Annotated in this window: 24 protein-coding genes; 10 read left to right on the top strand and 14 right to left on the bottom strand. The window is 68.6% G+C overall.

From position 1 onward, the window contains the following. The first annotated feature begins 107 nt into the window (after positions 1 to 107). Positions 108 to 338, top strand: coding sequence for a cysteine-rich CWC family protein (locus tag VSR71_RS19980; protein ID WP_133098141.1), 231 nt, complete (start codon positions 108 to 110; stop codon positions 336 to 338). Here VSR71_RS19980 and VSR71_RS19975 read toward each other — a convergent pair. Beyond that, entirely contained in the window at positions 311 to 850 is a 540-nt protein-coding gene (locus VSR71_RS19975) for a DMT family transporter (RefSeq protein WP_342915575.1), read from the bottom strand. The two genes, VSR71_RS19980 and VSR71_RS19975, sit on opposite strands and share 28 nt — an antisense overlap. A gap of 93 nt (positions 851 to 943) precedes the next feature. Between VSR71_RS19975 and VSR71_RS19970 the strand changes: the two genes are divergently transcribed. After that, positions 944 to 1,879 (top strand): LysR family transcriptional regulator, encoded by a 936-nt coding sequence (locus VSR71_RS19970; protein ID WP_342915574.1) that lies wholly within the window; start codon positions 944 to 946, stop codon positions 1,877 to 1,879. A gap of 195 nt (positions 1,880 to 2,074) precedes the next feature. Here the strand turns inward: VSR71_RS19970 and VSR71_RS19965 are convergent, their stop codons facing one another. Further along, on the bottom strand, positions 2,075 to 2,551 hold the full coding sequence (locus tag VSR71_RS19965) for a copper chaperone PCu(A)C (RefSeq protein WP_342915573.1): 477 nt from the start codon (positions 2,549 to 2,551) through the stop codon (positions 2,075 to 2,077). A 176-nt stretch (positions 2,552 to 2,727) separates the two neighbouring features. On the opposite strand from VSR71_RS19965, the gene VSR71_RS19960 reads away from it, so the two are divergent. Both VSR71_RS19960 and VSR71_RS19955 read left to right on the top strand, forming a co-directional pair. Then, positions 2,728 to 4,107 (top strand): ATP-binding protein, encoded by a 1,380-nt coding sequence (locus VSR71_RS19960; protein ID WP_342915572.1) that lies wholly within the window; start codon positions 2,728 to 2,730, stop codon positions 4,105 to 4,107. 21 nt (positions 4,108 to 4,128) lie between these two features. Then, positions 4,129 to 4,740, top strand: a complete 612-nt coding sequence (locus VSR71_RS19955; protein ID WP_342915571.1) for a response regulator transcription factor — start codon at positions 4,129 to 4,131, stop codon at positions 4,738 to 4,740. A 79-nt stretch (positions 4,741 to 4,819) separates the two neighbouring features. Here VSR71_RS19955 and VSR71_RS19950 read toward each other — a convergent pair whose 3' ends face one another. From VSR71_RS19950 to VSR71_RS19930, 5 genes are all read right to left on the bottom strand, one after another. Next, the gene (locus VSR71_RS19950; protein WP_342915570.1) at positions 4,820 to 5,158 is read right to left on the bottom strand and encodes a hypothetical protein; all 339 of its coding nucleotides are present in this window, start codon (positions 5,156 to 5,158) and stop codon (positions 4,820 to 4,822) included. Positions 5,159 to 5,396: 238 nt separating this feature from the next. Beyond that, entirely contained in the window at positions 5,397 to 6,728 is a 1,332-nt protein-coding gene (hslU, locus tag VSR71_RS19945; protein ID WP_342915569.1) for an ATP-dependent protease ATPase subunit HslU, read from the bottom strand. Between the two features lie 37 nt (positions 6,729 to 6,765). Continuing rightward, positions 6,766 to 7,302 (bottom strand): ATP-dependent protease subunit HslV, encoded by a 537-nt coding sequence (gene hslV / locus VSR71_RS19940; protein WP_342915568.1) that lies wholly within the window; start codon positions 7,300 to 7,302, stop codon positions 6,766 to 6,768. Positions 7,303 to 7,583: 281 nt separating this feature from the next. Continuing rightward, positions 7,584 to 8,570 carry a tripartite tricarboxylate transporter substrate-binding protein gene (locus tag VSR71_RS19935; protein WP_342915567.1) on the bottom strand — a complete coding sequence of 329 codons (987 nt, stop codon included), beginning with the start codon at positions 8,568 to 8,570 and terminating at the stop codon, positions 7,584 to 7,586. A gap of 292 nt (positions 8,571 to 8,862) precedes the next feature. Continuing rightward, a complete protein-coding gene (locus tag VSR71_RS19930) occupies positions 8,863 to 9,762 on the bottom strand; it encodes an alpha/beta hydrolase (protein WP_342915566.1) in 900 nt (299 codons plus the stop codon). 137 nt (positions 9,763 to 9,899) lie between these two features. On the opposite strand from VSR71_RS19930, the gene VSR71_RS19925 reads away from it, so the two are divergent. The 6 genes from VSR71_RS19925 to VSR71_RS19900 all read left to right on the top strand — a co-directional run bounded on the left by VSR71_RS19925 (position 9,900) and on the right by VSR71_RS19900 (position 16,826). Then, complete coding sequence (locus VSR71_RS19925) at positions 9,900 to 10,406, top strand: Fur family transcriptional regulator (protein WP_342915565.1); 507 nt, start codon at positions 9,900 to 9,902, stop codon at positions 10,404 to 10,406. A 30-nt stretch (positions 10,407 to 10,436) separates the two neighbouring features. After that, on the top strand, positions 10,437 to 11,528 hold the full coding sequence (locus tag VSR71_RS19920) for a GTP-binding protein (protein WP_342915564.1): 1,092 nt from the start codon (positions 10,437 to 10,439) through the stop codon (positions 11,526 to 11,528). Positions 11,529 to 11,850: 322 nt separating this feature from the next. Next, positions 11,851 to 12,537 carry an RNA polymerase-binding protein DksA gene (gene dksA, locus VSR71_RS35320; RefSeq protein WP_239477827.1) on the top strand — a complete coding sequence of 229 codons (687 nt, stop codon included), beginning with the start codon at positions 11,851 to 11,853 and terminating at the stop codon, positions 12,535 to 12,537. A gap of 275 nt (positions 12,538 to 12,812) precedes the next feature. Next, entirely contained in the window at positions 12,813 to 14,084 is a 1,272-nt protein-coding gene (locus tag VSR71_RS19910; protein ID WP_342915563.1) for a GTP-binding protein, read from the top strand. Next, a complete protein-coding gene (locus tag VSR71_RS19905; protein ID WP_428979434.1) occupies positions 14,017 to 14,487 on the top strand; it encodes a hypothetical protein in 471 nt (156 codons plus the stop codon). Before VSR71_RS19910 ends, VSR71_RS19905 begins: the two co-directional genes overlap by 68 nt. 164 nt (positions 14,488 to 14,651) lie before the next feature. Continuing rightward, on the top strand, positions 14,652 to 16,826 hold the full coding sequence (locus VSR71_RS19900; RefSeq protein WP_342915562.1) for a TonB-dependent receptor: 2,175 nt from the start codon (positions 14,652 to 14,654) through the stop codon (positions 16,824 to 16,826). Positions 16,827 to 17,000: 174 nt separating this feature from the next. Here VSR71_RS19900 and VSR71_RS19895 read toward each other — a convergent pair whose 3' ends face one another. From VSR71_RS19895 to VSR71_RS19865, 7 genes are all read right to left on the bottom strand, one after another. Further along, positions 17,001 to 17,915 (bottom strand): MBL fold metallo-hydrolase, encoded by a 915-nt coding sequence (locus VSR71_RS19895; RefSeq protein WP_428979437.1) that lies wholly within the window; start codon positions 17,913 to 17,915, stop codon positions 17,001 to 17,003. Positions 17,916 to 17,926: 11 nt separating this feature from the next. Then, entirely contained in the window at positions 17,927 to 18,190 is a 264-nt protein-coding gene (locus VSR71_RS19890) for a DUF1289 domain-containing protein (protein ID WP_342915560.1), read from the bottom strand. After that, positions 18,183 to 18,629: a thioesterase family protein gene (locus VSR71_RS19885; RefSeq protein WP_342915559.1), complete on the bottom strand. Its 447-nt coding sequence runs from the start codon at positions 18,627 to 18,629 to the stop codon at positions 18,183 to 18,185. Before VSR71_RS19885 ends, VSR71_RS19890 begins: the two co-directional genes overlap by 8 nt. Continuing rightward, positions 18,626 to 19,126 carry a YbaK/EbsC family protein gene (locus VSR71_RS19880; protein ID WP_342915558.1) on the bottom strand — a complete coding sequence of 167 codons (501 nt, stop codon included), beginning with the start codon at positions 19,124 to 19,126 and terminating at the stop codon, positions 18,626 to 18,628. Before VSR71_RS19880 ends, VSR71_RS19885 begins: the two co-directional genes overlap by 4 nt. A gap of 22 nt (positions 19,127 to 19,148) precedes the next feature. Continuing rightward, positions 19,149 to 20,084 (bottom strand): hydroxymethylglutaryl-CoA lyase, encoded by a 936-nt coding sequence (locus tag VSR71_RS19875; protein ID WP_342915557.1) that lies wholly within the window; start codon positions 20,082 to 20,084, stop codon positions 19,149 to 19,151. Between the two features lie 42 nt (positions 20,085 to 20,126). Then, on the bottom strand, positions 20,127 to 21,068 hold the full coding sequence (locus VSR71_RS19870; RefSeq protein WP_342915556.1) for a glyoxylate/hydroxypyruvate reductase A: 942 nt from the start codon (positions 21,066 to 21,068) through the stop codon (positions 20,127 to 20,129). Positions 21,069 to 21,289: 221 nt separating this feature from the next. After that, positions 21,290 to 23,308, bottom strand: a complete 2,019-nt coding sequence (locus tag VSR71_RS19865) for an acetyl/propionyl/methylcrotonyl-CoA carboxylase subunit alpha (protein ID WP_342915555.1) — start codon at positions 23,306 to 23,308, stop codon at positions 21,290 to 21,292. Positions 23,309 to 23,317: the final 9 nt, after the last annotated feature.

The raw sequence follows: 23,317 nt of genomic DNA, 5'->3' as shown, positions 1-23,317 counted from the left end.
GCGCCGCACGGGGCACCACGGCGGCCCCCCGGCGTTCCGTTCGCGCAACAGCGCGGGCGGGCCTTTGCCCTTTGTCTTGCCGTGCGCCGTCCAGTTCCCGCCGCAACATGACCGATCCCGCCACCGTCCTGACCGGCCAGCTTCGCCCCGTCGAGCATTGCAGCCAATGCGGCGCCGGCTTCGTCTGCGGCTACGTGGCGGGACTGCGCGAGTGCTGGTGCGCCAGCCAGCCGCTGCTGCCGGCACGGCGCATCGTGCCCGGCCAGCACTGCCTCTGTCCCGGCTGCCTGGCGGCGCGCCAGCGCGGCGATCAGGCGCCGGAGCCCGCCGAAGGCTGAACCGCCGGCACAGGGCCGGACGACGCACCGGCGCTGCTCCACTGCATCACCAGCATCCCCGCCACGATCAGCGCTGCGCCCGCCAGCCGCGCCGGCGTCATGGCCCGCACCGCAAATCCGGCCAGGCCGAACTGGTCGACTGCCAGCGCGGCCAGCACCTGCCCCGCCACCACCGCGGCGATAAAGCCGGCCGCGCCCAGCTTCGGCGCCATCACCAGGGCGGCCGAGATATAGAACACGCCCAGCACCCCGCCGATCCAGGTCCATGCCGGCGCGTGCGCCAGCACCGCGGTCGCGGGCAGCGGTACGCGCAGCAGCCACAGCAATGGCAGCAGCGCCGCCAGGCTGACCAGCAGCGACACCAGCGTCGCCGCCAGCGGATGTCCCAGCGTACGCCCCAACGTGGCGTTGGCACCCGCCTGGAACGGGATCACGGCGCCCGCCAGCACGGAGGTCGCGAGGGGCAACAGCAAGGAAATCGGGAAAGAATTCGGCAACTGGATGCCTGACATGTCACGCTCCGTAGGGCAAACTGCGTGCCTGACAGTTTGAAATATCGCAAAGCGAATTCCCAATTCTGCTTTCATACGTTTAATATTCGCCGAATGAATAGCCTACGCGGAATCGATCTCAACCTGCTGGTGGTGCTTGAAGCACTGCTCGCCGAGCGCCACATCTCACGCGCCGCGCTGCGCCTGCACCTGAGCCAGCCGGCGGTCAGCCATGCGCTGGGGCGGCTGCGGCAGCTGCTCGACGATCCCATCCTGGTACGCGGCAAGGGCGGCCTGGTGCTGAGCGCACGCGCCCATGAACTGTCCGGCCCGCTGGCCGAAGCGCTGTCGCAGGTGCGCATCCTGCTGGGGCCGAGCGGCTTCCAGCCCGCCACCGCGCGCCGCACCTTCCGCCTCGCAATGTCCGACTACGGTGCGCTGGTGGTGCTGCCGCGGCTGCTGCGCGCCTTGCGCAAGGCCGCGCCCAATATCGACCTGGCGGTGTCGCAGGCCAGCCGCGAGGGCATGACGGCGCAGGTTGCCGATGGCGAGATCGACATGGCGCTGGGCGTGTTCAGCTACCAGCCCGAAGGCGTGCAGTCGGCCGAATTGTTCCGGGAAAGTTATGCCTGCGCGGTGGATGCGGCCACGGTGCGGGACACCGGCCGGCTCGACCAGGTGGCCTACCTGGCGCGCTCGCATGTGCTGGTGGCCACGCACAGCGAACGCATGGACGCCATCGACGCCGCCGTCGCCAAGCTGGGCGGGCGGCGCAAGATCGCCTGCGTGGTGCCGCACTGGAGCGTGGCGCCGGCACTGATCGCCGGGACCAACCTGGTGCTGACGACGGCGCGGCGCAGCCTGTCGGCGCTGGAGGAAGACTCGCGCTACGCCATCTTCGATCCGCCGTTTGCGCTGGAAGACTTCACCTTCAGCATGATCTGGCATCAGCGCACCGAAGCCGATCCGGCCCACTCGTGGCTGCGCGAGCGCGTGCTGGCGGCGGCGGCCAGTCAGGAATCGGAAGAGCCGATCAGCTTGCGCGGCTGACGCCGCCGCGCCAGCTTGGCGGCACCCCGCACCGGGGGCTGCGGCCGGGCGTTACGGCGCCCTGTTGGCTGTGCTGGCGATGCGGGCTGTGTCGGCGGCGTGCCGCCGCGGAACACCAGTTTCTGGCGCGTGCCGTGCTGCTTGTTGGCCATGATGGCTGGCGGCCAGGCCTGCGCCCGGCTCTCCCTCTGCGGTTCAGTGCTTGTGGTCGCCGTGGCTGCCGCCCGGCACCATGTCGCGCACTTCGGCGTTGACCTTCTGCTCGGTCACCTTGCCGCCCTGCTCGATCTTCAGCGTGAGGGGCACGGTGTCGCCCTTCTTGAGCTGGCCCTTCAGGCCCATCAGCATCACGTGGTAGCCGCCCGGCTTCAGCTCGACGTTCTGCATCTTGGGCAGGTCCAGCGACTTGATCTGCCGCATGCGCATCACGTTGTTTTCCATCTTCATCTCGTGGATCTCGGCTTCGCCCACCGGCGACGAGACGCCTACGAGCTTCGCGTTCTCGTGCGCATGCAGCACCATGAACGCGCCCGAAGCGGCCTGGGTCGGCACCGTGCCGCGCACCCAGGCGTTGCTGACGTCGACCTGGGCCAGCGCGGCCCCCGACGCCAGCGCCGTGGCCAGTGCGGCAATCGATGCGGCCAGCGGGGCCGCGCGGAATTTCGCTTGCATCGTTGTCTCTCCTGAAAGCAGACATTAGAACATGGCCCCGCGCGCCGCGTGCAGGCATGCCGGAGCATGCGGGCCGGCCAAAGCCGGCTAGTCTGGCAGCCGCGGCGGCGCGCCGCCAATGCGGCAAGGTGTCGCATGCGCAAGGCACCTTCCGGCCGCATTGATACACTCGCGCCATGACCACCGCTGCCGCCGTGTCTCGCCTGCCTGACCTGCCCTTCCTGTCGCCGTTGCCGGCCGCCAGTTCGCCGCGCCATGGCCAGGTGACGCTGCGCCGGCTGTTCTGGCTGCGCTGGGCGCTGCTGTCGGGGCAGGCGCTGACGCTGCTGGCATGCGACCCGATCGCCGGCATCCGGCTGCCGTATGGGCCGCTGATGGTGGTGCTCGGGCTCCAGGCGCTGTTCAACCTGATCACGGCGCTGCGCCTGCGCCAGCACACGCGGCGCAACACCGCACCCGGTGAAGCCGAACTGATGGGACAGCTGCTGGTGGACCTGACCGCGCTGTCGGCGATCCTGTTCTACACCGGCGGCGCTACCAATCCCTTCGTGTCGTTCTACCTGCCCGGACTGGCCATCGCCGCGGCCATCCTGCCGTGGCGGCAGGTGGTCGCGCTGGCGGTGTATGCGCTCGCCTGCTACACGGTGCTGCTGTTCGAATATGTGCCGCTGGACCTGCACAACCCCGACAACGCGGTGAACTATCACCTGGCGGGCATGTGGCTGAACTTCGTCGTCAGCGCGGTGATGATCGCGATGTTCGTGGCGCGCCTGTCGGGTGTGCTGCGCCAGCGCGAAGCGCAGCTGAACCTGGCGCGCGAGCAGTTGCTGCGCGAGGCACGCGTGGAAGACCTCAACGGCCAGGCCGCCGCGGTGGCGCATGAGATCGGCACGCCGCTGGCGACGCTGGCGGTGATCGCCGGCGAGCTGCGCGCCGATGCCTCCGACGCGACGCTGGGCGCCACGCCGATCCGCAGCTACCTGCCCGACCTGCAGACCGTCGAGCAGCAGCTGGCGCTGTGCCGCACCACGCTCGCGCGCCTGCGCGAGGACTCGGCCACGCTGGCGCCCCAGCGCCTGGACGCCTGGCTGCCGGCCTTTGCCGAGCGCTGGCAGCTGCGCCACCCCAACGCCAGCCTGCAGGCAAGCGCCACGCCGGGCGCCGGCGCGCAGCCGGTGGAGACCGCACGCGTCGGCCAGATCCTGACCATTCTGCTCGACAACGCCGCGCGCGCCCAGCAGAATGCCGGCCGCTCCCGCCGGCCGCTGCAGCTGGAAATCGCCATGGAGCCGGGACACGTGGCGCCGTGGCTGTCGTTCCGCGTCGCCGACCATGGCGACGGCATTCCCGAGGCATTGCGCGGCCAGCTCGGCGAAATGCCGGTGGCCAGCCATCATGGCGGCCAGGGCATCGGCCTGTACCTGGCGCAGAGTGGCGCGCGCCAGATGGGCGGCGAGCTGGCCTGGCGCGACCGGTCCGGCGGCGGCACCGTGGCCGAGCTGCGGCTGCCCGCGCTGTCCACGCTATCGGCGCCGCCTGCGCGCAGCGCATCCTGAACCCACGCGCCACTCCTGACCATGACCGACACCTTCCAACCGGTTCCCGAAGCCACCGCACCGGCGGGCACGCCGTTCCTCGTCATCGACGACGACGAAGTCTTTGCCGGCACGCTGGCGCGCGCGCTCATGCGCCGCGGCTACGCCGTGCAAGTGGCGCATGACGGCCGCACCGCGCTCGCGCTGGCGGGCCGCACCGACTTTGCCTATGTCACGCTCGACCTGCACCTGGAGCCGCCACCCGAAGCCGGCAGCACCGCGCCGGCCGAATCCGGCCTGCAGCTGGTCGCGCCGCTGCGCCAGGCGCTGCCTGACGCGCGCATCCTGATCCTGACCGGCTATGCCAGCATTGCCACCGCGGTGGCAGCGGTCAAGCAGGGCGCGGACGAGTACCTGGCCAAGCCTGCCAATGTCGATTCGATCCTGACCGCGCTGATGGCGGGAGTGTCGGAAGACGCGGCGCAGGCCGCGATGGAAGAGCCGGTGCCGCTGTCGGTGGCGCGGCTCGAGTGGGAACATATCCAGCGCGTGCTGGCCGAGCATGGCGGCAATATCTCCGCCACGGCGCGGGCGCTGAACATGCACCGGCGTACCTTGCAGCGCAAGCTGGGGAAGCGGCCGGTGTCGCGGTAGGTTCGGGGTGGTTGCAGGGGCCGCGGCTTAAAAGCGCGGCTTGATCGCGCTTTTAAGTTGGGCGTCTTACAAGCGCGGCTTACAGGCGCAGCTGCACGTGTTCCCAGTCCAGCCCTTCGCTGGCCTCGGCCGTGTCGCCTTGCGCCACAATGCGCATGGCATCGCCCGCATGCCGGTCGGACAGCGAGAACAGCGCGCCGGCATCGAGTGCCAGCGTCGCGGCGGCAGCCTTGGCGGCGCCGCGCGCGTTGGCCTGTACGGCTTGGGTGGTCTGCTTGGCCTGCGTGGCCTGCGCAACTTCGGCTGCCTGCACGGCAGGCACGGCGGGACGGATGCAAAGGAAAGCGGTAGCCGCGGCCAGCGCAGCCAGCAGGCCGCCCGTGGCGAGCACCACGCGGCGGGTCTTGTGGTTGACCATTGGTTTCTCCTGCCAGTGGGTTGAGTGGGATGCGGTGGCTCCCGCACCGGTCAATCGACCGTCAAGGTGCGCAAGGGTCTCATTGCGCGCCGCGTGTGCGCCAGCGTGCTTACCAATGCTTACGATGCTTACCACCATGTGGCAGGCCGATACGCACGGACAACACAATCCCGTCGCGACGGCACAAAAAAAAGGGCGCACCGCGGTGCGCCCTTTTTCCTCCGGCCTGCGTGCCGGCTTACAGCACGTAGCGCGACAAGTCCTCGTTGCCGGCCAGGTCGCCAAGACGCTGGTCGACATAGGCGGCATCGATCGTCACGGTCTCGCCCGACGATTTGGTGGCGTGGAAGGACAGGTCCTCCAGCAGCCGCTCCATCACCGTGTACAGGCGGCGCGCACCGATGTTCTCGACCTTCTCGTTGACCGAGAACGCGATCTCGGCAAGACGGCGGATGCCATCCGGCGCGAACACCAGGTTGACCTCTTCGGTGTTCAGCAGCGCCTGGTACTGCTTGGTCAGGCTGGCATCGGTCTGCGTCAGGATGGCCTCGAAATCCTGCACCGACAGCGACTCCAGTTCCACGCGGATCGGGAAGCGGCCCTGCAGTTCGGGGATCAGGTCGCTCGGCTTGGACAGGTGGAACGCGCCCGAGGCAATGAACAGGATATGGTCGGTCTTGATCATGCCGTACTTGGTGTTCACCGTGGTGCCTTCCACCAGCGGCAGCAAGTCGCGCTGCACGCCCTGGCGCGACACCTCGCCGCCGCCGATTTCGCTGCGGCTGGCGATCTTGTCGATCTCGTCCAGGAACACGATGCCGTTCTGCTCCACATTGGCGATCGCCTTGTGCTTGAGCTCCTCGTCATTGACCAGCTTGGCGGCCTCTTCGTCGATCAGCAGCTTGAAGGCTTCCTTCACCTTCATCTTGCGGCGCGCCTTCTTGCCCTGGCCCAGGCCGGCGAACATCGAGCGGATCTGCTCGGTCATGTCTTCCATGCCCGGCGGCCCCATGATGTCCATGCTCGGCACGCCGGCGGCCAGTTCCAGCTCGATTTCCTTGTCGTCCAGCTGGCCTTCGCGCAGCTTCTTGCGGAACACCTGGCGCGTGTTGGAATCCTTCTCTTCCGGCTGCGAGAAGCCGATGTCGCGCGGCGGCGGCAGCAGCACGTCGAGCAGGCGGTCCTCGGCCGCGTCCTCGGCCTTGGTGCGCACCTTCTTCATCTCGGATTCGCGCGTCTGCTTGATCGCCATCTCGGCGAGGTCGCGCACGATGGTGTCGACGTCGCGGCCGACATAGCCCACCTCGGTGAACTTGGTGGCTTCGATCTTGATGAACGGCGCGTCGGCCAGCTTGGCCAGGCGGCGCGCGATCTCGGTCTTGCCGACGCCGGTCGGGCCGATCATCAGGATGTTCTTGGGCGTGATTTCCTGGCGCAGCGGCTCGGCCACCTGCTGGCGGCGCCAGCGGTTGCGCAGCGCCACCGCCACGGCCTTCTTGGCCTTGTCCTGGCCGATGATGTGCTTGTCGAGTTCGGAAACGATTTCCGACGGGGTCATGGTGTGCGACATGGTATCCGTTCAGTAGGGCGCGCGTTGCCGCCTTCGCTTATTCCAGCGTCTCGATGACGAAGTTGGTATTGGTGTAGATGCAGAGCTCGCCGGCGATGGTCAGCGCTTTCTCGACCACGTCCTTCGGCGGCAGCTCGGTGTTCTCTATCAGCGCCTTCGCGGCCGACTGCGCATACGCGCCGCCCGAGCCGATCGCGGCAATGCCGCCCTCGGGGTCGAGCACGTCGCCGTTGCCGGTGATGACCAGCGTGGTGTCGCGGTCGGCGGTGATCAGCATGGCTTCCAGGCGGCGCAGCGCGCGGTCCGAGCGCCAGTCCTTGGCCAGGTCGACCGCGGCGCGGGTGAGGTTGCCCTGATACTTCTCCAGCTTGGCTTCGAAGCGGTCGAGCAGCGAGAAAGCATCGGCCGTGCTGCCGGCAAACCCGACCAGCACCTTGCCGTTGTAGATGCGGCGCACCTTGCGTGCGGTGCCCTTCATCACGATATTGCCGAGAGTGACCTGACCATCACCGCCAAGTGCGACCTGGTTGCCGCGGCGGACGCTGACGATGGTAGTGCCGTGATACTGTTCCATGGTGGCTTCCGTGAATATGTCACGACCGTAGTTGGCGACGCCCCCGGCCGGTTTCAAGCCCTTTCGTGCGCCGGGCCACACAGGCGGCGCGCCGCGCGGGCGTCTGACCAATATAGGATGCCGGGCGCCGCCCTGCCGCAGCGCCTCGCGCGCCGCCCCCCAATAGCAAAAAAGGCCATGCGTTGCCGCATGGCCCTTCGATGGCGCCGGCGCATCACTTCAGGCGATGCGCCCTGGCGGTCCGCTAAGTCCGCTAAGTCCGCTAAGTCCGCTAAGTCCGCTCAGTCGGCATACACGCCGGCCTTCTTGATCACCGGGGTCCACTTGTTGATTTCGGCGCTCAGGTAGTTGCGCAGCGATTCCGGCGTGGCGCGCTGTGCCGGCACCGCTTCGGCGCCCAGCTCGGCCATCTTGGCGCGGAAGGCCGGGTCGGCCACGGCCTTCTGCAGTGCAGCCGACAGCTTGTCGATCACCGGCTTGGGCGTGCCCTTCGGCGCGTACATGGCGTGCCAGACCTTCACCTCCACGTTCGGCATGCCCTGCTCGGCTGCCGTCGGAACGTCCTTGAACGCTTCCACGCGTTTCGCCTGCATGGCCGCGTACGGCTTGACCGAATTGGCCTTCAGGTGGCCAGCCAGGTTGGTGGTCTGGTCGCACAGCAGGTTGACCTGGCCGCCCAGGATGTCCGTCAGCGCCGGCGCCGCGCCCTTGTACGGCACGGTGGTCAGCTCGGTCTGGATCGCGCTCTGGAACAGCAGGCCGCACAGGTGCGAGGCCGAGCCGATGCCGGCATTGGCCAGCGACAGCTTGGCGGCGTTGGCCTTGATGTACGGCAGCAGCTCCTTGAAGCTGTTCGGCGGCAGCTGCTTGTTGCCGACCAGGATCATCGGCACGTCGGCGATTTCACCGACCATCTCGAAGTCCTTCAGCGGATCGAAGCCCAGGTTGCGGTACAGCGCCGGGGCCGTGGCCATGCCGATATGGTGGATCAGCACGGTGTGGCCGTCGTTCTTGGCCTGGGCCACCTTCTTGGCACCGATGGTGCCACCGGCGCCGCCCAGGTTCTCGATCACGATGGTCGAGCCCAGGTGCTTGGACATAATCGCGGTCAGCTCGCGCGAGACCTTGTCGGTCGGGCCGCCCGCCGAGAACGGCACCACGGCCGAAATGGGCTTGCCGCCCGGGAATTCCTGCGCGTACGCGCCTGCCGCCATGCCCATCGCGCTGACTGCCAGCGCGGCCGCGATCGTCTTTGCCACTCGTTTCATGCTCTCTTCTCCTGGTTCCTTCAATACCCGTCATGCAATGCATTGCCGTCGGCCTGGCCCCTGCTCATGCGGGGGCGCTCTGGCGCGGTCTCATTAGCCGCGCTTGGACCATGACCGGCTGGCGCCGCTGTCCCCTGCCGTAAACCGCAAGGGCGGGGGATGATGTTAGCAACTCCAGACAATGCGCAGGTATAGGGGCTAACCCGCCTGCAATCCGCGGCATATGGCGGGAAATCCGGAAAAGAGGCAGGGATTGGCCACAAAGGCGCGCCTTTGCGACAGGTGGCGCTGCTCAACGGAAAAAACCGAGCATTTCCTCAAGTAGCGGTTCGGGGGCTTCTTCCGGGAGGTAGTGCCCGCACGGCAGGGCCTTGCCGCTGACGTCGGCGGCCACCTCCTGCCAGAGCCCGAGCGGCTCGAAGCAGCGCGCCACCACGCCGTGCTCGCCCCACAGCACGCGCAGCGGCAGCGCCAGCCGGCGCCCGGCCTCGCGGTCGGCGCGATCGTGCTCCAGGTCGATGGTGGCGGCGGCGCGGTAGTCCTCGCACATGGCGTGCACCCGCGCCGGGTCGCGCATGGCCGCCACATAGGCGGCCATCGCGTCCGGAGCGAACGGGCTCGGGCCGGCATGGCGCAGGCCGACCAGCTTCTGCAGGTAGAACTCGGGCTCGGCGTTGATCAGCGTCTCGGGGAACGGCGCGGGCTGGATCAGGAAGAACCAGTGCCAGTAGGCCGCTGCAAAGGCCATGCTGGTGCGCTCGTACATGGCCAGCGTGGGCGCGATGTCGAGCAGCATGGCGCGGCTCACACTGTCGGGATGGTCGGCGCAGAGCCGGTGGGCCACGCGCGCGCCGCGGTCGTGGCCGCACAGCGCAAAGCGCGTGAAGCCGAACTTCGCCATCAGCTCGACCTGGTCCTGCGCCATGGCGCGCTTGCTGTAGCGCTCATGCCCGGCGTTGCCCGGCGGCGCCGAACTGCTGCCATAGCCGCGCAGGTCCGTGGCGATCACGGTGAAGTGGTCGGCCAGCGTTGGCGCCACCCGGTGCCAGATCAGGTGGCTTTGCGGATGGCCGTGCAACAGCAGCAGCGGCGGGCCCGAGCCGCCCTGCACGCCGGCGATCTCGATCTCGCCGATGCGGTGCCGGAAAGGCTCGAAATTTGGGAACAGCAGCGCGCTGGCGTCGTTCAGCATGGCTTGTCTCCGCTTCTGGGTCGCTTGTCGATCATAGGCGCAAACCCCGCCATCGGCGCCGCCAGTGACTGCCAGGCGCATCCATGGACCGTTGCAACTGAATTGCATCAACCGTGGGCCTATGGTTAAATCAGCCCATGACCCGCATTAGCCCGGACGGCCCGGCCCCTGGACCGGCGCCCGCCATACTCGAAGCCGCCCACGAGCGCCTGCGCCAGCTGGGCGCGCGCGTGACGCAGCCGCGGCTGTGCATCCTGGCCTGCCTGATCGGCAGCGACGAAGCGCTGACCCACCAGGCCGTGATCGACCGCCTGCCCGAGCAGGGCGAGACCATCGACCGCGTCACCGTGTACCGCGTGCTCGACTGGCTGGTAGAGCAAGGCGTGGCGCAGAAGCGGGCCGGCAACGACCGCGTGTTCCGCTTCACCCTGGTCGAGCACGAGGCCGCGCGCGCGCAGGAACACCGCCAGCACAGCCATTTCCACTGCACCCGCTGCGACCGCACTTTCTGCCTGGACGACGCCAGCAACCCGGCCCCGCCGGCCGCGCCGCGCGTGCCCAGCGGCTTTGCCATCGAACATGTCGAACTGACCGTGAACGGCGTCTGCGCCGAGTGCGGCAAGCGTACGCCCGCGGCGCACTGACCGGTCCCAAAATTTCCCGGAGAACAAGCAATGTCCAAACTGACCCCGGTCACGATCCTGACCGGCTTCCTCGGCAGCGGCAAGACCACCCTGCTCAAGCGCATCCTGAACGAGCGGCACGGCATGAAGATCGCCGTGATCGAGAATGAGTTCGGCGAGGAAAACATCGACAACGAGATCCTGGTGCAGGACGGCCGCGAGCAGATCGTGCAGATGAGCAATGGCTGCATCTGCTGCACCATCCGCGGCGACCTGGTGCAGGCGCTGTCCGGGCTGCTGACGCGCCGCGACGCCGGCGAGATCGACTTCGACCGCGTGGTGATCGAGACCACCGGCGTGGCCAACCCCGGCCCGGTGGCGCAGACCTTCTTCATGGACGAGGAAATCGCGTCGCGCTACCTGCTCGACGCGGTGATCACTCTGGTCGATGCCAAGCACGCGCACCTGCAGCTGGACAAGCAGGAAGAGGCGCAGCGCCAGGTGGGCTTTGCCGATGCCATCTTCATCACCAAGTCCGACCTGGTCGGCAAGGACGACGTGGCCGATCTGCGCCACCGCCTGCTGCACATGAACCCGCGCGCGCCGATCCGCACCGCCAATTTCGGCGAGACGCCGATCGAGACCATCTTCGACCTGCGCGGCTTCAACCTGAACGAGAAGCTGGAGCTCGACCCTGAATTCCTGCGCGCCGACGAGCATGGTCACGACCACGACCACGATCATGACCACGAGCACGGCGAGCATTGCGGCACCGACTGCGGCCATGACCACGACCACGGCCACCACCATGGCCACGGGCACGACCACCACCATCACCACCACCATACCGACCGCATCGCGTCGTTCGTCTTCCGCAGCGACAAGCCCTTCCACTACGGCAAGCTGGAGGAATTCCTGTCGGGGATTCTGGCGGTGTACGGCGAAAAACTGCTGCGCTACAAGGGCGTACTATATATGGAGGGCGTGGACCGGAAAGTCGTGTTCCAGGGCGTCCACCAGTTGATGGGCAGCGATATCGGCGCCAAGTGGGATGACGAGACGCCGGGCACCAAGATGGTATTCATCGGCGTCGACCTGCCGCGGGACGCCATCCTCAAGGGCCTGGAGAACTGCCTGGCCTGAGTGCACGGGCCGCCGCACGCGCGGCCCTGCCTTCGGACACCGCCTCACGGCCACCCCCGTTCGGGGTACCGGGGAAATACCGAAGTGCCGGCTGGCTTTCCCCCGTATCTCGGAAAAATTTGTTCAAGTACAATAGGCCGGATTTGACACCGGTGGCGCACCTTTTTTCCGCTGCCGGGATCTGGCAGGGCGGCGGATTTGTCGTCAGCATGAGGCAGGCCGCCGGGCAGGTGCGGTCGCAGTGCTTCGTGCGGAGACCGCCTTTCCGCTTGGGGTACCTCGGCACGCGCCGTCACTGACTGACGCGAGAGAGAGGTGTCCCATGACAGCCGCAACGAAGACGAAAGAAAGCCGCAGCAAGACAGGTAGTGCCGCGGCAGAGACGCTCAAGGCGCAGCCTGTGAAGGCCGCGCCCGCTCCCCGCGGCAGTACGGCGAACGCCGAAGCGGGCGCAACGAAGGGAGGCCCGCGAAGCAGCAAGACTGCAGCCAGCCAGAGTGAAACGACCGTGGCGCGCAAGCGCACGGACAGCGAATCCGAGCGGACCCAGACGCCGCCGGCCGCCTCAACAAGAGAATCAGCAGCAACCATGAGCAGCAACAAACTTCTGACTGAAGCTGAAATCCTGAAGATGAGCGACAAGGATTACATGAACGAAGCGCAGCTCGCTTTCTTCAAGAATCGCCTTGAGCAGCTGCGTGACGAAATCCTGAAGAACGCTGACCAGACCACGGAACACCTGCGCGAAACGGTCATCGTGCCGGATCCGGCCGACCGCGCCACCATCGAGGAAGAGCATGCGCTGGAACTGCGCACGCGCGACCGCGAGCGCAAGCTGCTGAAGAAGGTCGAGCAGTCGCTGCAGCGCATCGAATCCGGCGACTACGGCTGGTGCGAGGAAACCGGCGAGCCGATCGGCGTTCCGCGCCTGCTGGCCCGGCCTACCGCGACGCTGTCGCTGGAAGCGCAGCAGCGCCGCGAACTGCGCCAGAAGCTGTTCGGGGACTGAAGCCCGGCACCTGGGCGCGCCAGCCAGGCTGGCGCAGCTCCGATACGACGGCCCGGTTTGTCCGGGCCGTTTGCATTGGTGGCCGCGCGCTTGGCGCCGCTGCACTTGTCGTGGCGCGGCCACGGCCTACCATGGTGAGAATCGTCCCGCTGTCGCCGGCCGGGGCTTTCTGGTAAATTCGCAACTTTGTTGCAACAACCGGCTGCGTGCCTGTCTGCGGCCCCTGCCTGGGCCGCCGGTTTGCCGCCGGTTCGCCACCTTTCCGCTTTCCTGCCATGGCTGATCGCCTGCCCGTCACCGTGCTGTCCGGCTTTACCGGCGCCGGCAAGACCACGCTGCTGAACCACCTGCTTGCGCAAGGCGCCGGCGGGCGCGTGGCCGTGCTGGTCTGCGGCGAGCAGGATGGCCAGACGCTGGCGCCGCTGCCCCCCGGCTGCGAGGCCACCGTGCTGCCGGATGCCGGCACGCTGATGGCCGAAGCCGCGCGGCTGGCCGCGCAAGGGCGCTTCGATGCGCTGCTGGTCGAGGCCGATGGCCGGGACGACCCGCTCGCGATCGCGGAGGGTTTCCTGTTCGAGGCCGAGCACGGCGCCGGTCCCGATGCCGCGCTGCAGCCCGACACGCTGGTGACAGTGGTCGACGCGGCCATCTTCCTCGCCGACCTCAACGAAGCCGATTTCCTGGCCGACCGCGGGCTGGCGCAGGGGCCGGAAGACGACCGCACGGTCGCGGAAGTGCTGGCCGCGCAGGTCGAGTTCTGCGACGTCATCGTGCTGAACAAGACCGACCTCGCCAGTGCCGATGAACTGGCGCGGCTGCGCGCGGTGCTGCATGCGCTGAACCCGCGCGCCGGGATCGTCGAGGCCAGTTTCGGCAACGTGCCGCCGCAGCGGGTGTCCGGCACCGGCCGCTTCGACTTCGCCGCCGCCGCGGATGCTCCCGGCTGGCTGGCCGCCCTGCGGGGCATGGCGCCGGAGCCGGACAGCGGCGTGTCGACGCTGGTGTACCGGCGCCGCCGCCCGTTCCATCCGCAGCGCTTTGCCGACCTGATCCATACCGAATGGCTGCGCGAACACGGCAACGTGCTGCGCTCCAAGGGCCTGTTCTGGCTGGCCGGCCGCATGGATACCGCCGGCGACTGGAACCAGTCCGGCGGCGTGTGCCGCCACGGCGGCGCCGGCGCCTGGTGGTCTGCGCTGGACCCGGCCGAATGGCCGACCGATGACGCGGACCGTGCCGGGATCGAGGCCGACATGCAGGTCGACGGCGCGCCGGCACCGTTTGGCGACCGCCGCCAGGAACTGGTGCTGATCGGCGTGGACCTGGACTGCGCTGCGCTGGCGGCGCGGCTCGATGCCTGCCTGCTGGACGATGCCGAGATGGCGGCGGGCACGCAGGCGTGGGCGGACTACACGGATCCGTTCCCGACGTGGGTCGACGAGCTGGACGAGGACCACGAACACAACCACGACCATGGCCATGATCACGATCATGACCATGGCGACGATTGCGGCTGCGGCGCGCCGCACCATCCCCATGCGCACTGACTGGTTCGCCCGCCTGCGCGCTCACGGTCCGGGCTTGTGGCTCGCGCTGTGGCTGGCGCTATGCCTGCTGCTGGCGCAGCATGCCGGGCTGACCCACCGCATCGTGCACGGCGGGCTGACGGCGACCAGCACAGCCGCGTCTGCCATCTTGGCTGACGCCGACGGCAGCACCGACGCCGATTCCGATTCGCACCCACTGGCGCAGAAATTCAGCGGCCACTCCTGCGTGCTGTTCGACGGCGCCACGGTGGCCGACACGCTGTGCGGCAAGCTGCCGCTGCCGCGCCTCGCCTTCGGCAAGCCGGTCAAGCCGGCCAACCTCGCCTGGCGCTGGCCCGATCTCCCCGCCGCCCACCCCTTCCATTCGCGCGCGCCACCGGCGCCGGCCATCGCCCTCGCCTGATCCGGGACGCGGCCATCGCCGCGTGCCCGGCTTTCGAATTTTCCTGAGCTGAACGCCTGCCGCCCGCCTGGTGCGGCCGTCCCATATGGGACGGCACGCGCCCTGCCCGCGCATGCAGCCGTGCCCAGCCCGGGGCTGATTGCCACTGCTTCGTTACGCGCGCCATGTCCAAACAGAACTGCCCGAAAAACAGCGCCCCCCGCCTGACCCCGCTTGCGGCCATTGCCGCCTCCCTGACTGCCTCGCTCGCTGCCCTCGCGGCGCCGGCGCACGCGCAGACCGCCACGCCTGCGGCCACTGCCGAGCCCGCCCCTGCCACCGTGACCGCCACCGCCACCGGCACGCTGCGTGAAGTCGTCGTCACCGCCAACCCGCTCGGCAGCGAACTGAACGACATGGTCGCGCCGGTCTCGACGCTGGGCGGCGACGCGCTGGCCGTGCGCCAGGCCAGCACGCTGGGCGAGACGCTCGACAAGATGCCCGGCGTGTCGTCGACGTATTTCGGGCCCAATGCCAGCCGCCCGGTGATACGCGGCCTGGATGGCGACCGCATCAAGGTGCTGCAGAACGGCGGCAGCACCGTCGACGCCTCGACCCTGTCCTATGACCATGCGGTGGCACTGGATCCGCTGGTGGCCGAGCGCATCGAGGTGGTGCGCGGCCCGGCGGCGCTGATGTACGGCGGCAATGCCATCGGCGGCGTCGTCAACGTGATCGACAACCGCATCCCCAAGGAGCCGATCGAAGGCGTCGGCGGCGCCGTGGATTCCAGCGGCACCATCGGCGGCGACCAGGCCCGCAATGCCAGCGCGCTGATCGAGGCCGGCAACGGCCAGTTCGCGGTCCATGCCGACGCTTTCGCGCGCAAGACCAGCGACCTGCGCATTCCCGGCTACGCCCGCAGCGACCGCCTGCGCGCCGCCGAGCCGCTGCCCGAGGGAGAAAGCGAGGCCTACGGCCGCCTGCCCAACACCAGCGCCGACCAGCAGGGCGGCTCGCTGGGCGGCTCCTACACCTGGGCCGATGGCTTTGTCGGCGCCAACTACAGCGCCTACCGCAATGACTACGGCACGCCCGCCGAGGACGACGTGCGGCTGAAGATGAGGCAAGACCGCTTCGCGCTGGAAGGCGAGGCGCGCAACCTGGCCGGCAGCACCGGCGGCTGGTTCGAATCGGTCAAGGGCAAGTTCAGCTACACCGACTACGAGCACAAGGAGATCGAGGCCGGAGAGACCGGCACGATCTTCAAGAACCGTGGCTGGGACGCGCGCTTCGAGGCCAAGCACGCCAGGATCGGCAACATGACGGGCGTGATCGGCACGCAGTTCGGCCATACCGACTTCTCCGCGCTGGGCGAGGAAGCGTTCGTGCCGAGCACCAATACCGACAACGCCGCGCTGTTCCTGTTCGAAGAGCTGCCGCTGACCGCGTCGGGCGACCTCAAGCTGAACTTCGGCGGCCGGCTCGACCACAGCAGCATCAAGGCCAGCGCCAACGGCAACGACCGCTTTGCCGACGCCAACCGCAGCTTCAACGCGACCAGCGCTTCGGCCGGCCTGCTGTACAAGGTCAACCCGGCGTGGTCGCTGACCAGCAACCTGTCGTACACGGAGCGCGCGCCGACCTTCTACGAGCTGTACGCCAACGGCCCGCACGTGGCCACCGGCTCGTGGGAGCTGGGCGACCCCAACGCAAACAAGGAGCGCGCCACCTCGATCGACCTGGGCGTGCGCTTCAAGTCGGGCGCGCACAGCGCGAGCGTGTCGGGCTACTACAGCCGCTTTGCCAACTACCTGGCGCTGTCTGCCACGGGCCGCGCGCGCGACGAGGCGGGCGACGTGGTCGCCCCGGGCAGCCCGGATTCGCTGCCTGAATTCCAGTACCTGGGCGTGCCCGCCACGCTGTATGGCTTCGAGGCCGAAGGCAAGACGCGCTTGCTGCAGAAGATGCTGACCAGCAGCGACACGCTCGATTTCGAGGCCCGCGCCGACTACGTGCGTGGCGAGAACCGCGACACCGGCGAGCCGCTGCCGCGGCTGGCACCGCTGCGGCTGGGCGGCGCGCTGGTGTATGGCGCGGGTCCGTGGGGCGCGCGCGTGGATGTCACGTACGCGGCCAAGCAGACGCGCGTGCCGAGCAACGACACGCCCACCGATGCCTATACGCTGCTGAGCCTGGCGCTGACCTACAAGTTCAAGGTGGCCGGGACGCAGACGCTGGTGTACCTGCGCGGGGATAACCTGACCAACCAGGATGCGCGCAATGCGACGTCGATGCTGCGGGATATCGCGCCGCTGGCGGGCAGGAGTGTGAAGGTGGGGTTCAGGACGTCTTTCTAAGGCTGGCCTGCGCCCGCCAATTGGGTGCTCCCTCTCCCGCTTGCGGGAGAGGGTTGGGGTGAGGGCCGGGCATGTCGACGAAGTTTAGCTAGTGGTATGCGAGGGCCTGCCCTCACCCCCTGCCCCTCTCCCGCACGCGGGAGAGGGGAGCAAACCGGCAGGGTAGTGAAGGCCTCAATCCTTATTCACCACCCACTCACCCTCCACCGCCAGCGCCCCGGCGCCCGCCAGCGCCCGCACCGTCTGCGCGGAAATCTCCGCCATCTCCTGCCCCGGCATGAACCGGTCGCGTATCCGCACCATCAACGGCGCCTGCGCCATCCACTGCGCCAGCGCCCCCTGCTTCATGCGCTGCTGCTCCAGCAGCTTGAACTTCACCAGCACCTTGACCCCATGGCTGGCATTGCGCGCGGGATCGGCGCTCAGGTGACGCAGCCGCGCGATGGCGCGCTCGACGGCGGCATCGACGTCGGTGAACATGCGTCCGTGGCCGGGAATCACCAGCCGCGCATCGAGTTCCGCGATGCGCGCCAGCACCGCCGCCTGCTCGGTAAAGCCGCTCTCGCCATCCAGCTCGGGAAAGATCACGCCGAAGCCGTTCTCCCACAACGCATCGCCGGAAATCAGGATGCGCGGCCCCGGTGCGAACAGCATCACCGCATGCGGATCATGGCCTGGCGCGGCCACGACCTGCCAGTCGATGCCGCCCAGCGTCACCGCATCGCCATCGTGCAGCACGCTGTCGAAGCCGAAGCGGTCGCACTGCTGTCCGGTGGCACGATAAGTGAGCGCCTCGGTATCCCACGCGGCCACCGCCGCGGCTTCGGCTGCCGGAATCGCGGTGCGCGGCTGCCAGCGCGCCTGCAGCGCGGCGTTGCCGCCGCAATGATCGGAGTGCAGGTGGGTGTTGAGGATGCGCGCCAGTGGCCGGTCCCGCAGCGCGGACGCGACCAGCGCGACGGTCTGCGGCGCGTGCGTGACGTAGCCGGTGTCGACCAGCGCGGTATCGTCGCCATCGACGAACAGGATGTTGTTGGCCGACAGCCAGCCGCGCTCGAACACGCGCATGGTCTCGGGCAACTTGGGCATCGATGGTTCGCTCAAGGGGGTGTCTCCTCGCCCGCCAGCCAGGCGGCGCGCCCAGGCAGTTGCGCCCAGATGCGGCGCTTGTCTTCGTCGCTGGCCGACGACCAGCCGGCGATTTCTTCGATAGTGCGCAGGCAGCCCTCGCAGTAGCCACTGGCCGCGTCCATGCGGCAGACGTTGCGGCACGGCGAGGGCACCGGCGTTGCCAGCCGGGCGGCCTGTGCCGCGAGCTCCGCGGCCAATGCCGCAAGCGTGGCTGGCGCGCGCGCTTCAGGCATGCTTCAGCTGGCGCGCCGCCTTGGCCGCCACCTTTTCGTTGAAGCGGCCCGCGTCGATCAGGTGGCGCTCGTGCACGCCCTCGGAAATCTTGTCCTCGCCGTCCCAGGCGCTCAGTTCGAAGCGCAGGCGGCGGCCGTCGACCTCGACCAGCTGGCCCTTGACCGTCACCGTCATGCCGGGCGGCGTCGGCGCCAGGTGCGAGAAGCTGACCAGCGTGCCGAGCGACTGCTCGCGCGGCCAGTCCAGGTGCTCGCGCAGCATCTGCAGGCAGGCGCATTCCATGATGCCGACCATGTAGCCGGTGGCAAGCACGTCGGGCATCTCCGGGCAACCGGGGATATCGTCGTAAAGGCGCGGCACGGTGGCCTTGGGCGGCACCGTGTATTGCCAGCTGAAAGCAAGCCCTGGCCGCAGCCCCGATGGCTGCCCGGCGCTCATGCCGGCACTCCGGCGGCCACGTCGGCAATCTCCGCGCCGGTCATCTGCTGCAGTTGCTGCGGCGTCAGGTTGAACACCGCATGCGGATGGCCGGCGGCAGCCCACAGGCTGTCGTAGCGGAACAGGTCCTGGTCGAGCAGCATCACCGGCGCGACCGCATGGCCGATCGGGCAGACGCCGCCGATGGCATAGCCGGTCTTCTCGCGCACGAAGCGCGCATCGGCCTTGCCCAGCGCACCCACGCGCGCGGCCACCTTGGCCTCGTCGACGCGGTTGCTGCCGCTGGCGATCACCAGCACCGGCGCATTGTCCTCAACGCGGCGGAAGATGATGGACTTGGCGATCTCCGCCACGCTGCAGCCGAGCCCCGCCGCGGCTTCGGCGGAGGTCTTGCCGGTGGCGGGCAGCATCACCACCGGGCGGTCGTGGCCGAGCCCGGCCAGCAGGTCCGCCACGCGCTGCGCGGATTCGGGCAGCGCTTCGCTACTTGCCGTCATGCGTTCTCCTTGTTTTTCGAGCTCAAGCGCAGGCCGGCGCCGCATCGCTGGCGGCGGCCCATTTGGTCAGCAGCGCCCGGCCCACGCGCGAGCTGTTGGCGCGGCCGATCGCCTGCGAGATGTAGTCGCCGGTGCGCACCACCGCTTCCAGGTCGATACCGGTATGGATGCCCATGCCGTGCAGCATGTACAACACGTCTTCGGTGGCCACGTTGCCGGTCGCGCCCTTGGCATACGGGCAGCCGCCCAGCCCGGCGACCGAGGCGTGGAAGATCGAGATGCCCACTTCCAGGCTGGCCAGGATATTGGACAGCGCCTGGCCGTAGGTATCGTGGAAATGGCCGGAGAGCCGGTCCAGCGCGAACTCGGCGGAAGCCGCCCGCATCACTTCCTGCACGCGCACCGGCGTGCCCACGCCGATGGTGTCGGCGATATCGATCTCGTCGCAGCCCAGCTCGCGCATGCGGCGCACCACGTCGACCACGGCGCTGACCGGGACCTCGCCCTGGTAGGGACAGCCCAGCGCGCACGAGATGCTGCCGCGCAGGCGCACGCCCTTCTCTTTCGCGGCGGCGGCGACCGGCTCGAAGCGCTGGATCGATTCGGCGATCGAGCAGTTGATGTTCTTCTGCGAGAACGCCTCGCTGGCGGCGCCGAAGATCACCACCTCGTCGGCGCCGGCGGCGACGGCGCCTTCGAAGCCTTTCATGTTCGGCGTCAGCACCGAATACAGCGTGCCGGGCCGGCGCTGGATGCGGGCCATCACATCCGCGCCGTCGGCCATCTGCGGCACCCACTTCGGCGAGACGAACGAGGCGGCCTCGATATTGACGAAGCCGGCGTCGGTCAACTGATTGACCAGCGTGATCTTGACTTCGGTCGGCACCATCGCCTTTTCATTCTGCAGGCCGTCGCGCGGGCCGACTTCGACGATCTTCACGTAGTTCGGGATGGTCATGGCCGTCTCCTGTCTGTTATGCGTTGTGGAGTGCCGTGGCGCTCAGTACCCGCGCTGCAGGTCGACCACGCCGGCGATGGGCTGGCCCGCGCGCAGCGCGCGGATCTTGCCGGCGATCTGGGCGATGCTGTCCTCGCGCAGCGTCAGCGCCGAGATATGCGGCGTCACCGTGATGCGCGGCTCCTGCCAGAACGGATGCTCCGCCGGCAGCGGCTCGGTGCGGAACACGTCCAGCGTAGCGCCCGCAATCTGGCCCGACTGCACCGCGGCCACCAGGTCTTCCTCGACCAGGTGCTGGCCGCGCGCCACGTTGATCACATAGGCGCCCTGCGCCAGCCGCGCGAACAGGCCGGCATTCAGGATGTTCTCGGTCTGCGGTGTCAGCGGCAGCACATTGACCAGCACGCGCAGGCCATTCAGGAACGGTGCCTGGCCCGCATCGCCATAAAACCCGCTGACGCCTTCGATCACGCGCGCGGTGCGGCTCCAGCCGCGCACCGGGAAGCCGAAGCCGGCCAGCGTGCGCGCGATATGCGTGCCGAGCGTGCCCACGCCCATCACGCCAATGGTGAAGTCGGCGCGGCGATGCGGCTTGAGGAATTTCCAGTGGCCGGCGCGCTCCTGCGCCTCATAAGCGTCGAGCTTGCGGAAATAGCGCAGCACCGCGTAGGTGACGTACTCTGCCATCTGCGCGGCCATGCCGGCATCGTCCAGCCGCACGATCGGCACGCCGGCGGGCAGCGCATCGGGCGCCTCGTCGCGCAGCCGCAGGATGCCGTCGACGCCGGCGCCGAGGTTGAAGACCGCCTTCAGGTCGGTGCGGCCACGCAGCATTTCCACCGGCGGGCGCCAGACTACGGCATAGTCGGCTGGCTGGCCGCGGCTGTCCTCCCAGGTCAGGCATTCGGCTTCGGGCAGGGCCTCGGCAAAGCCTTCGATCCACGGATCATAGCGGCCATCGGGCACGTACAACTGCAACTTCATTTTGTCTCCAGGGAGTTGCGGGGGCGGGGCGACCAACGGGCGTCCATTGCCGTTTCCCCGTGCGCGGGACCAACGGCAGGCGTTGATCGCTCAAAAGCCTATTTTGGCAGAGGAATGCGATCGGGGTCAGGCCTCGGGCCGGACCCCGTCCGTGCGCGCCCTTACCTGGCCCCTTACCTGGCCCCTTACTTGGCCCCTTACTTGGCCCCTTACTTGGCCCCTTACTTGCCCTCGAACGCCAGCAGTTGCGCCCCTTCGGCCACCTGCTCGCCCACCCCGTAGAGCACTTCGCTGACCACACCATCGGCCGGCGCGCTGATGGTGTGTTCCATCTTCATTGCTTCCATCACCAGCAGCGGCGTGCCGCGCGTGACCGTGCTGCCCGCCTCGACCATCACTGCGATGACCTTGCCGGGCATCGGCGCGGTCAGCTTGCCGCCCTCGCTCTCGGATTCGCCGGCATGGGCCAGCGGGTCGAGCCACGCCAGCGCGACATGCCGCCCGGCATAGAACACATGGAAGGTCTCGCCATCGCTGTGCACCTGCCCATGCGCACGGCGGGTGCCGAGGTTGACGCGCAGGTCGTCGGCCTGGCAGGTGCTGGCGAAGGGCGCGGCCTGGTCGGCGTAGATCAGCGTGCTGCCGCGCGCATTGGTGTTCAGCGTCACGTCGAGCACATGGTCGCCGTAGCCGAAGCGCAGCTGGCGCGAGACGCCGCCATTGAGCCGCCAGGCGCCGCCGTGGGTCCACGGCGAGTGCGGATCGGCGGCGTCGATGCGCAGTTCGCGCGCCTCGCGGTCCAGCAGCGCGGCGACGGCCAGCGCGATGATTTCCATGCCGACTGGCGCCGGCGGCGGGAACAGGGTCTTCTCGTTGCGCTCGATCAGTCCGGTATCGAGGTCGGCGGTGCGGAACGCCTGCGATGACACCAGCCGCTGCAGGAACGCCACGTTGGTCGACAGGCCCACCACGTGATAGGCGGCCAGCGCCTGCCGCATGCGCGCCAGCGCCTCGTCGCGGTCCTTGCCCCACACGATCAGCTTGGCGATCATCGGGTCGTAGAACGGGCTGATGGTGTCGCCCTCGCGCACGCCGGCATCGATGCGGATGCCGGCCGGGCCATGAGCATCCTCGCCGCGCATGAACTGCACCGCCGGCGGCGTGCGCAGGAAGCGCAGCTTGCCGGTAGAGGGCAGGAACTGCTTGTCGGGGTTCTCGGCGTAGATGCGCGCTTCCAGCGCGTGGCCGTCGATGCGCAGCTGGTCCTGCGTCAGCGGCAGCGGCTCGCCGGCGGCGACGCGCAGCTGCCATTCGACCAGGTCCTGCCCGGTGATCATCTCGGTGACCGGGTGCTCGACCTGCAGGCGCGTGTTCATCTCCATGAAGTAGAAGGAACCGTCCTGGTTGGCGATGAATTCGACGGTGCCGGCGCCGACGTATCCTACGGCCTTGGCGGCGGCCACGGCGGCCTCGCCCATGGCGCGGCGGCGCGCTTCGGTCATGCCCGGCGCGGGCGCCTCTTCCAGCACCTTCTGGTGCCGGCGCTGCACCGAGCAGTCGCGCTCGAACAGGTAGACGCAGTTGCCGTGCGTGTCGGCAAACACCTGGATCTCGATATGGCGCGGGCGGGTCAGGTACTTCTCGACCAGCACCTTGTCGTCGCCGAAGCTGGCGCTGGCCTCGCGCTTGACCGACGCCAGCGCGGCCTCGAAGCCCTCGCCCGACTCGACCACGCGCATGCCCTTGCCGCCGCCGCCCGCGCTGGCCTTGAGCAGCACGGGGTAGCCGATGCGGTCGGCCTCGCGGCGCAGCAGCGCCGGGTCCTGGTCTTCGCCGTGGTAGCCGGGCACCAGCGGCACCGACGCCTTTTCCATCAGCTGCTTGGCCGCACTCTTGCTGCCCATCGCGTGGATGGCGGAAGCCGGCGGGCCGATGAAGACCAGCCCCGCCGCCGCGCAGGCCTCGGCGAAGGCTTCGTTCTCGGACAGGAAGCCGTAGCCCGGGTGGATCGCCTGGGCGCCGGTTTCCCTGGCCATCGCGATGATGTGGTCGGCGCGCAGGTAGCTGTCGCGCGCGGCGGCGCCGCCGATATGGACGGCCTCGTCGCAGAAGGCGACGTGGCGCGCATCGGCGTCGGCATCCGAGTACACCGCGACGGTGCGGATGCCGAGCCGGCGGCAGGTAGCGGCGACACGGCAGGCGATCTCGCCGCGGTTTGCGATCAGGATCTTGCTGAACATGGCTCCCTC

Source organism: Cupriavidus oxalaticus, assembly GCF_038900635.1.
GTDB classification, from domain to species: Bacteria; Pseudomonadota; Gammaproteobacteria; order Burkholderiales; family Burkholderiaceae; genus Cupriavidus; species Cupriavidus oxalaticus_B.
This window is presented reverse-complemented; position numbering and strand designations above follow the sequence as displayed.

Bases quoted from the DNA above. Each gene is read 5' to 3' on its own strand.
- VSR71_RS19980 (WP_133098141.1), top strand. From the start codon at position 108: ATGACCGATCCCGCCACCGTCCTGACCGGCCAGCTTCGCCCCGTCGAG.
- VSR71_RS19975 (WP_342915575.1), bottom strand. From the start codon at position 850: ATGTCAGGCATCCAGTTGCCGAATTCTTTCCCGATTTCCTTGCTGTTG.
- VSR71_RS19970 (WP_342915574.1), top strand. From the start codon at position 944: ATGAATAGCCTACGCGGAATCGATCTCAACCTGCTGGTGGTGCTTGAA.
- VSR71_RS19965 (WP_342915573.1), bottom strand. From the start codon at position 2,551: ATGCAAGCGAAATTCCGCGCGGCCCCGCTGGCCGCATCGATTGCCGCA.
- VSR71_RS19960 (WP_342915572.1), top strand. From the start codon at position 2,728: ATGACCACCGCTGCCGCCGTGTCTCGCCTGCCTGACCTGCCCTTCCTG.
- VSR71_RS19955 (WP_342915571.1), top strand. From the start codon at position 4,129: ATGACCGACACCTTCCAACCGGTTCCCGAAGCCACCGCACCGGCGGGC.
- VSR71_RS19950 (WP_342915570.1), bottom strand. From the start codon at position 5,158: ATGGTCAACCACAAGACCCGCCGCGTGGTGCTCGCCACGGGCGGCCTG.
- hslU (WP_342915569.1), bottom strand. From the start codon at position 6,728: ATGTCGCACACCATGACCCCGTCGGAAATCGTTTCCGAACTCGACAAG.
- hslV (WP_342915568.1), bottom strand. From the start codon at position 7,302: ATGGAACAGTATCACGGCACTACCATCGTCAGCGTCCGCCGCGGCAAC.
- VSR71_RS19935 (WP_342915567.1), bottom strand. From the start codon at position 8,570: ATGAAACGAGTGGCAAAGACGATCGCGGCCGCGCTGGCAGTCAGCGCG.
- VSR71_RS19930 (WP_342915566.1), bottom strand. From the start codon at position 9,762: ATGCTGAACGACGCCAGCGCGCTGCTGTTCCCAAATTTCGAGCCTTTC.
- VSR71_RS19925 (WP_342915565.1), top strand. From the start codon at position 9,900: ATGACCCGCATTAGCCCGGACGGCCCGGCCCCTGGACCGGCGCCCGCC.
- VSR71_RS19920 (WP_342915564.1), top strand. From the start codon at position 10,437: ATGTCCAAACTGACCCCGGTCACGATCCTGACCGGCTTCCTCGGCAGC.
- dksA (WP_239477827.1), top strand. From the start codon at position 11,851: ATGACAGCCGCAACGAAGACGAAAGAAAGCCGCAGCAAGACAGGTAGT.
- VSR71_RS19910 (WP_342915563.1), top strand. From the start codon at position 12,813: ATGGCTGATCGCCTGCCCGTCACCGTGCTGTCCGGCTTTACCGGCGCC.
- VSR71_RS19905 (WP_428979434.1), top strand. From the start codon at position 14,017: ATGATCACGATCATGACCATGGCGACGATTGCGGCTGCGGCGCGCCGC.
- VSR71_RS19900 (WP_342915562.1), top strand. From the start codon at position 14,652: ATGTCCAAACAGAACTGCCCGAAAAACAGCGCCCCCCGCCTGACCCCG.
- VSR71_RS19895 (WP_428979437.1), bottom strand. From the start codon at position 17,915: ATGCCCAAGTTGCCCGAGACCATGCGCGTGTTCGAGCGCGGCTGGCTG.
- VSR71_RS19890 (WP_342915560.1), bottom strand. From the start codon at position 18,190: ATGCCTGAAGCGCGCGCGCCAGCCACGCTTGCGGCATTGGCCGCGGAG.
- VSR71_RS19885 (WP_342915559.1), bottom strand. From the start codon at position 18,629: ATGAGCGCCGGGCAGCCATCGGGGCTGCGGCCAGGGCTTGCTTTCAGC.
- VSR71_RS19880 (WP_342915558.1), bottom strand. From the start codon at position 19,126: ATGACGGCAAGTAGCGAAGCGCTGCCCGAATCCGCGCAGCGCGTGGCG.
- VSR71_RS19875 (WP_342915557.1), bottom strand. From the start codon at position 20,084: ATGACCATCCCGAACTACGTGAAGATCGTCGAAGTCGGCCCGCGCGAC.
- VSR71_RS19870 (WP_342915556.1), bottom strand. From the start codon at position 21,068: ATGAAGTTGCAGTTGTACGTGCCCGATGGCCGCTATGATCCGTGGATC.
- VSR71_RS19865 (WP_342915555.1), bottom strand. From the start codon at position 23,308: ATGTTCAGCAAGATCCTGATCGCAAACCGCGGCGAGATCGCCTGCCGT.